1 rRNA gene is annotated in these 652 nt (G+C 53.1%); it reads left to right on the top strand.

Annotated elements, in window-relative coordinates:
* Positions 1-128: 128 nt before the first annotated feature.
* Positions 129-652 (top strand): 16S ribosomal RNA (locus tag QQM37_RS14385); the annotation flags it as partial.

Consider the following 652-nt stretch of genomic DNA (forward strand, 5'->3'; position numbering starts at 1 on the left):
GTCTGTTGTTTGAGATCTCAATAGTGTGTTTTGTGTTTGTTGATACCGTTTTTTGATGGTATTTGTCTGCTTGGTTGCGTGAGTGGCCTTGTGGGTTGATGCTGGTTTCGAATTGTTTGTTTGTTTTTTTAACGGAGAGTTTGATCCTGGCTCAGGATGAACGCTGGCGGCGTGCTTAACACATGCAAGTCGAACGATGAAGCCTGCTTGCGGGTGGATTAGTGGCGAACGGGTGAGTAACACGTGAGTAACCTGCCCCTTACTCTGGGATAAGCGCTGGAAACGGCGTCTAATACTGGATACGAGATGCAACCGCATGGTTAGTGTCTGGAAAGATTTTTTGGTGGGGGATGGACTCGCGGCCTATCAGCTTGTCGGTGGGGTAATGGCCTACCGAGGCGACGACGGGTAGCCGGCCTGAGAGGGTGACCGGCCACACTGGGACTGAGACACGGCCCAGACTCCTACGGGAGGCAGCAGTGGGGAATATTGCACAATGGGCGAAAGCCTGATGCAGCGACGCCGCGTGAGGGATGACGGCCTTCGGGTTGTAAACCTCTTTCAGCAGGGAACAAGGCATCATTTTTGTGGTGTTGAGGGTACTTGCAGAAGAAGCACCGGCTAACTACGTGCCAGCAGCCGCGGTAATACG

The sequence above is a fragment of the Psychromicrobium xiongbiense genome, assembly GCF_030271165.1.
GTDB lineage: Bacteria > Actinomycetota > Actinomycetes > Actinomycetales > Micrococcaceae > Renibacterium > Renibacterium xiongbiense.